Origin of the sequence: Desulfofundulus sp. (assembly GCF_049701015.1) — a bacterium.
Classification (GTDB): Bacteria; Bacillota; Desulfotomaculia; order Desulfotomaculales; family Desulfovirgulaceae; genus Desulfofundulus.
The window spans coordinates 1-6,676 of record NZ_JBNATZ010000140.1 but is presented as its reverse complement, the minus strand read 5'-3'; the positions used below and the strand labels follow the sequence as shown (position 1 = coordinate 6,676).

Here is a 6,676-nt window from a genome sequence, read left to right as displayed (position 1 = left end):
TTGTTGGTAAAATCGGTGGGGTTAGAAAATTTCCTACAGTGTGTTGACTTTATCTACTTCCCCAGTAACACTTGACAACTCATGTTCTCCGTGGTAAGCTACGCTTAAGTTAATATCGTGCAGGTATAGTTGAGGTTAGCAGAGTAGAGTTGAGGGGAGCTTCAGTTGAGGCGTGGCGAGTCTGCGTATGTGTCTGGACTGCCAGCGCTCGGTGGAGCGCTGGTTTTTGTTTTTGATCGGGGGGGGTGTACGATTGATTTTTCCCTCAAAAGAAGAGTACTTAAAACTGGCCTGCCACTACCGGCTCTTGCCGGTAACTGCCGAATGGGAAGCTGATATGGAAACACCCATTTCCCTTTTTTCACGGCTGGCCGTGAGGGGTCCTTCCTTCCTTCTGGAGAGTGTGGAGGGCAATGAAAAGCTGGCACGCTATTCCTTTATTGGTTTCGATCCCCTGGCCCTGTATTGCCAGAAGGGCGGTTTCGGAAAGATTATCCCTGGAGGGGAAGACCCCACCGACCTGTTCGAGGTTATTAAGGCAATATCCAACATTGCAAGCGGAGGTACCTCGGACGGTCCGGAACACGGGTATTATCTGAAGGGGAACCCGTTCATCCTTCTTAATCAACTGATGAGTTACCTGAAAGGTCCCCAGCTCTCGGAGCTGCCCCGTTTTTACGGGGGTGCGGTGGGCTACTTCGGTTACGACCTGGTGCGCTGGTTGGAGAAATTGCCCCGCATTGCCGCTGACGACCTGGGAATACCCGATATGATCCTGCTTTTCACCGGTACACTGGTCATCCTGGACCACTTGCGTCATACCGTAAGGGTGGTCGTGAACACACTACCAGGCTTGGGGCCTGAAACAGCCTACATGCAGGCAGTAGAAACCATTGAAAAAATACAACAGTCCATAAACAGCCCCCATGCCCTCAGGGAATTCACCGGCATGCCAAAACTGTACGGGAGACCGAACACACCCGGTTCTCAACAGCAGGACATTAAAAAGCGTTCCTCGACAAGCAGTGATACGAGCCGGAGCATAAGCGCCAGCATAACTCGAGAAGAATTCGTATCCCTTGTGCAGAAGGCCGGAAAATACATCAGGGAGGGGGATATCCTGCAGGTGGTTCTTTCGCAACGCTTGCAGATGCCCTTTAAGGGAGATCCTTTCCAGGTTTACAGGCGTCTCCGCTGCCTCAACCCCTCCCCCTACCTTTATTACCTCAACCTGGGGCAGGTGGTCATAGCCGGTTCTTCACCGGAGATGCTGGTACGCGTGGAGGGCAGTATGGTAGAAACCAGGCCCATTGCAGGTACGCGTCCCCGTGGAGCCACCCTTGAGGAAGACGAGGCACTGGCGGCGGAGTTGCGTTCAGATCCCAAAGAGCGGGCGGAACATGTAATGCTGGTGGACCTGGGACGCAACGACCTGGGACGGGTATGCACCCCGGGGAGCGTAACCGTACCCCAGTTCATGAGCGTCGAGAAATATTCCCATGTCATGCATCTGGTCTCATCAGTACGCGGCGTCCTGGCCCGCAATTCATCGTCCTTTGATGCCTTTATGGCCTGTTTCCCGGCCGGCACGGTCTCCGGAGCACCCAAAGTACGGGCGATGGAGATTATCGAAGAACTGGAACCCTTACGCCGCGGCCCTTACGCCGGTGCTGTAGGTTACCTTGGGTACAACGGCAACCTGGACACGGCCATTACCATCCGCACCGTGACTTTTTACCGGGGTTCCGCTTATGTGCAGGCAGGGGCGGGCATTGTGGCAGATTCCGTTCCCGAGAAAGAGTACCAGGAGACCCTGAACAAAGCCCGGGCACTTTTACAAACCCTGGCCCTGGAAAGTGAGGGTTAAGAGCAATGTTAACCGCACCGGCTGGAATTGAGCAATTCAGTTTACCGGCAGCTGAAGAAGTGAAGCTGCTGATGATCGATAACTATGACTCCTTCACCTATAACCTGGTGCAGTATTTTGGAGAATTCGGCATACCCGTCGAAGTAAGGCGCAATGATAGCATCACATTGGATCAAATCAAAACTATGAACCCCACCCACGTGGTTATCTCCCCCGGTCCCGGAAACCCCGACGGGGCGGGAATTTCCCTGTCGCTGGTGAAAAACCTGGCCGGAAAAGTACCGATCCTCGGGGTGTGCCTGGGTCACCAGACCATAGGCCAGGCCTTCGGCGGGCGCGTTGTTCAGGCTCACCGTCTGATGCACGGCAAGACCTCGGCCGTTTATCACGACGGCCGGACCATTTTTCACGGCCTTCCTTCCCCTTTCACGGCTACACGCTATCATTCCCTGGTGGTGGATGAACGTCACCTGCCCGGTTGCCTTGAGGTAAGTGCCTGGACGGCGGAAGGGGAAATCATGGGCTTGCGCCACCGGGAGTTTGCCGTTGAAGGAGTGCAATTCCATCCCGAGTCAATCCTTACAGAGTACGGGCGGCATCTGCTGGCCAACTTCCTGCGGTACCGGAGTGGCCGGCGGACCTCATAGATCGATTTAACTTTAGCTGAGGGGAGACGAGTCAGGATGATCAAAGAAGCCATCAGCCAGGCAGTAGCCGGGCAAAGTCTGACCGAGCAAGAGGCGGAGCTGGTCATGGATGAAATTATGACCGGACAGGCGAGCCCGGCACAGATTGCGGCGCTGCTCACTGCCATGCGTCTTAAAGGCGAGACGGTGGAAGAAATCACAGGTTTTGCCAGAACCATGCGGCGTCACGCCACGCCGGTCAAATCCAGACACGCCCTGCTGGTAGACACCTGCGGTACGGGAGGAGACGGGGCCAACACCTTCAACATCTCCACCATTGCCGCCTTCGTGCTGGCCGGTGCAGGGGTTCCGGTAGCCAAACACGGCAACCGTTCCGTATCGAGCCGCTGCGGGTCGGCCGACGTGCTGGAAGCACTCGGGGTAAATCTGGAGCTCTCTCCTGAAGAACTGGAAGAATGTCTGGACAGAGTGGGCATGGCCTTTCTTTTTGCTCCCGTCTTGCATAAAGCCATGAAATATGCGGCCGGACCCCGGCGGGAAATAGGTATCCGCACGGTCTTTAACGTCCTTGGTCCCTTGACCAATCCCGCCGGAGCAAAAGCCCAGATTGTGGGTGTGTACAGTGCGGAGCTCGTACCCGTTATCGCCCGGGTACTGGCCCGTCTGGAGACCGGGAGGGCCTTTATAGTACACGGAGCAGGAGGATTGGATGAAATCTCCCTGGCCGGTCCGGCAGTGGTGGCTGAAGTAAGAGGAGGGGAAATAAGGGAATATTCCCTGGACCCGGCCGATTACGGCTTTATTTACGTTCCCGTGGAAGCCCTGGCCGGAGGCAGCCCGGAGCACAATGCAGCTCTGGCCAGGGAAATACTGCGGGGAGCTCCCGGTCCCTGCCGGGATACCGTGCTCCTGAATGCCGCTCTGGGTCTGGTGGCTGCTGGTAGAGCAGGGGATCTGGCCTCAGGTCTTACCCTGGCCGCCGCCAGCATCGACAGCGGCGCTGCCGCAGGGAAGCTCGACGAACTGGTAGCCTTCACCCGCCGGGCCGGAAGGCAGGTGGTCAGCCTTTGATCCTGGAGAAAATCGTTGCCCACAAGCACCGGGAGGTTCAGTACCGCCAGGAAGTGTACCCGCTATCCCTGTTAATCGACCGCATTCAGATGCGTGGTCCCGCCAGGCCCCTGGGCAGCTCCCTGCGCCGGCCCGGAGAAGTAACCCTCATAGCTGAGATTAAGCGCGCATCACCATCTAAAGGCTGGCTGGTCAAGGGCTTGAAACCGGTAGAAACAGCCCGTATCTATACCCGGGCCGGTGCTGCAGCCATTTCTATACTTACCGATAACCGTTTTTTCCGGGGACATCGCGCTTTTTTACCCCTGGTACGCCGGGAAAACCCTTTGCCCCTTTTATGCAAGGACTTTATCATCGATCCTTACCAGATTTATGAAGCCCGTTACCTGGGGGCAGACGCCATCCTGCTTATCGTCGCTGTGCTCAACGACCGGCAATTGAGCGCCTTTCAAGCACTGGCCGGTGAGCTGGGCTTGAGCTGCCTGGTTGAAGTGCATACTGAGGAAGAACTGGAGCGCGCCCGGGCATGTGGAGCCACCATCATCGGCATTAACAACCGGGACCTGCACACGTTTTCCACGGACCTGACCACCACCTTCCGCCTGCGGGAGAAAATAACCGACCCCCGCGTGGTTGTGGTCAGCGAAAGCGGTATTAATTCCAGGGATGATATGCTTGCCCTGGCTCGCTGCCAGGTGGATGCTGCACTGGTAGGGGAGGCTCTGGTTGGTGCCGTTGATGTGGAGAAAAAGGTCCGGGAACTGCTGGGAGAAGGTATTGTTTGATGGTAAGGGTAAAAATCTGTGGCATTACTGATATTTCCAGCGCTCTGGTGGCTGCCGAAGCGGGAGCGGATGCCCTTGGTTTTGTCTTCGCCCCCAGCCCCCGGCGCATCACCCCATCCCTGGCCCGCCGTATTTGCAGAGAATTGCCGCCCTTCATCACACGGGTGGGGGTATTTGTTGATGCCCCGCTGGAAGAAGTGCGGGCTGTAGCGGAATACTGCGGACTGGACGTAATCCAGCTGCACGGCAACGAACCCCCGGACTACTGCCACTCCCTGGGCCGCAGGGTGATCAAGGCTTTCCGGGTTGGTGCTGAGCTCGACCCGGTAGAATTAGCCCGCTATCCGGTAGATGCCATACTGCTCGATACCTATGTGGCCGGTCAAAAAGGGGGCACCGGACAGCCCTTTGACTGGCAGTTGGCCGCCAGTTTGAAGATTGCCCGCCCCCTCATCCTGGCGGGCGGTCTAAGGCCGGACAATGTCGGCCGGGCCGTGGCCATGGTGAAACCTTACGGGGTAGACGTCAGCAGCGGGGTGGAAAAGGACGGCCAGCCGGGGAAGAAGGACCCGGACAAGATCCGCCGTTTCATTGCCGCAGCCAAAGGACCTTGAAATCGATTATTCTGCGGGGAGAGCGCCGCGTTCAGCGTGATTTACTGAATATTGACAAGCACAAGGAGGAAAAACACATGCCTTTACCGGATGAACGGGGCTATTTTGGACCGTTTGGAGGCCGTTACGTGCCGGAAACCCTTATGCCGGTCCTGGAAGAACTTACAGCGGCCTACCAGGAAGCCCGCCGGGACCAGTCCTTCTGGCAGGAGCTGGAATACTATCTTCAGCAATATGTGGGACGGCCCTCACCATTGTATTTTGCCCGCCGTCTGAGTGAATACTGCCGGGGAGCCAGGATTTATCTCAAGAGGGAAGACCTCAACCACACCGGTGCCCACAAGATAAACAACACCATTGGCCAGATTCTCCTGGCCAGGCGTATGGGTAAGAGACGGATTATTGCTGAAACGGGTGCCGGCCAGCACGGCGTGGCCACAGCCACCGCCGCTGCCCTGTTCGGCATGGAATGTGCCGTGTACATGGGCGAAGAGGATATGGTCCGCCAGGCACTGAACGTTTTCCGCATGCGTATCCTGGGTGCCACGGTAATCGGCGTGACGGCGGGCAGCCGCACCCTGAAGGATGCCATGAACGAAGCCATGCGGGACTGGGTCACCAATGTCAATACCACTTACTACCTGATCGGGTCGGTAGCCGGACCTCATCCCTATCCCATGATGGTGCGCGACTTTCAGCGCGTGATTGGAGTGGAAACCCGCCGGCAGGTACAGGAGCAGGCCGGCAGGCTGCCCGACGTAATCGTGGCCTGCGTAGGCGGGGGGAGCAATGCCATGGGCATATTCCACCCCTTCCTTGAAGACAGGGAAGTAAAACTGGTCGGGGTTGAAGCGGCGGGCTGCGGGTTGGACACCGGGAAACACGCAGCTACCCTCAACCGGGGACGCCCGGGTATCTTGCACGGTTCGAAAAGCTACGTCCTGCAGAATGAAGACGGCCAGATCAACCTGGCCCACTCCATTTCCGCCGGGCTGGACTATCCCGGTGTAGGTCCCGAACACAGTTACTTAAAAGAAACGGGCCGGGTCACTTATACTGCCGTCACCGATGAGGAAGCGCTGGAAGCTTTTCAACTGCTCTGCCGTACCGAGGGAATCATTCCGGCCCTGGAGAGCGCCCATGCCCTGGCCTGGGCAGCCAGGACAGCCAGAGAGATGCCCCGGGATGCCATCATTGTGGTAAACCTCTCCGGCCGGGGAGATAAGGATGTGCAAACCGTAGCCCGCGCCCTGGGCGGAGAAGGTTAGACAGTGGCGGGCCATCCCCTATAAAAATAAATTCAGGAAAGGAGTAACCAGGGCTTTCCTGGGAAACAACCATGAACACAAACCGCATTGCTCAACGTTTTTCCGCTCTGCTTCAAGAAGGCAAAAAAGGTTTGATCACTTACATTACGGCCGGTGACCCCAACCTGGGTACAACCGCACGTCTGGTTGAGACCATGATTGAAGCCGGAGCCGACCTGGTGGAAGTGGGTATCCCCTTTTCGGATCCCGTAGCCGACGGCCCGGTTATTCAGCAGGCTTCTGCCCGGGCCCTGGCCAGCGGCGTGCGGGTCAGGGACATCATCCGCATGTGTGCCGGTATCCGCCAGAAAAGCACCGGTGTTCCTTTAATAGCCCAAGGGGTGGCCCAACCGCGGCTACGCCACACGTGGTGCGGAGGCGAAGA

General features: G+C 57.3%; 7 protein-coding genes. All 7 read left to right on the top strand.

The window, feature by feature from the left end:
- Nucleotides 1-253: 253 nt before the first annotated feature.
- Nucleotides 254-1,867: an anthranilate synthase component I gene (gene trpE / locus ACPLUI_RS09345; RefSeq protein WP_424659993.1), complete on the top strand. Its 1,614-nt coding sequence runs from the start codon at nucleotides 254-256 to the stop codon at nucleotides 1,865-1,867.
- 5 nt (nucleotides 1,868-1,872) lie between these two features.
- The gene (locus ACPLUI_RS09340; protein WP_424659991.1) at nucleotides 1,873-2,514 is read left to right on the top strand and encodes an anthranilate synthase component II; all 642 of its coding nucleotides are present in this window, start codon (nucleotides 1,873-1,875) and stop codon (nucleotides 2,512-2,514) included.
- Between the two features lie 36 nt (nucleotides 2,515-2,550).
- Complete coding sequence (trpD, locus tag ACPLUI_RS09335; RefSeq protein WP_424659990.1) at nucleotides 2,551-3,585, top strand: anthranilate phosphoribosyltransferase; 1,035 nt, start codon at nucleotides 2,551-2,553, stop codon at nucleotides 3,583-3,585.
- On the top strand, nucleotides 3,582-4,370 hold the full coding sequence (gene trpC, locus ACPLUI_RS09330; RefSeq protein WP_424659989.1) for an indole-3-glycerol phosphate synthase TrpC: 789 nt from the start codon (nucleotides 3,582-3,584) through the stop codon (nucleotides 4,368-4,370). The genes trpD and trpC overlap by 4 nt, the downstream gene beginning before the upstream one ends.
- Nucleotides 4,370-4,984, top strand: coding sequence for a phosphoribosylanthranilate isomerase (locus tag ACPLUI_RS09325; RefSeq protein WP_424659988.1), 615 nt, complete (start codon nucleotides 4,370-4,372; stop codon nucleotides 4,982-4,984). Before trpC ends, ACPLUI_RS09325 begins: the two co-directional genes overlap by 1 nt.
- Nucleotides 4,985-5,061: 77 nt before the next feature.
- Nucleotides 5,062-6,252, top strand: coding sequence for a tryptophan synthase subunit beta (gene trpB / locus ACPLUI_RS09320; RefSeq protein ID WP_424659992.1), 1,191 nt, complete (start codon nucleotides 5,062-5,064; stop codon nucleotides 6,250-6,252).
- Nucleotides 6,253-6,323: 71 nt separating this feature from the next.
- Nucleotides 6,324-6,676: tryptophan synthase subunit alpha (locus ACPLUI_RS09315; protein WP_424659987.1), on the top strand; the 353-nt coding region annotated here is incomplete at its 3' end.

Excerpts from the sequence above, each read along its gene's own strand:
- ACPLUI_RS09340 (WP_424659991.1), top strand. The coding sequence starts at position 1,873 with ATGTTAACCGCACCGGCTGGAATTGAGCAATTCAGTTTACCGGCAGCT.
- trpD (WP_424659990.1), top strand. The coding sequence starts at position 2,551 with ATGATCAAAGAAGCCATCAGCCAGGCAGTAGCCGGGCAAAGTCTGACC.
- ACPLUI_RS09325 (WP_424659988.1), top strand. The coding sequence starts at position 4,370 with ATGGTAAGGGTAAAAATCTGTGGCATTACTGATATTTCCAGCGCTCTG.
- trpB (WP_424659992.1), top strand. The coding sequence starts at position 5,062 with ATGCCTTTACCGGATGAACGGGGCTATTTTGGACCGTTTGGAGGCCGT.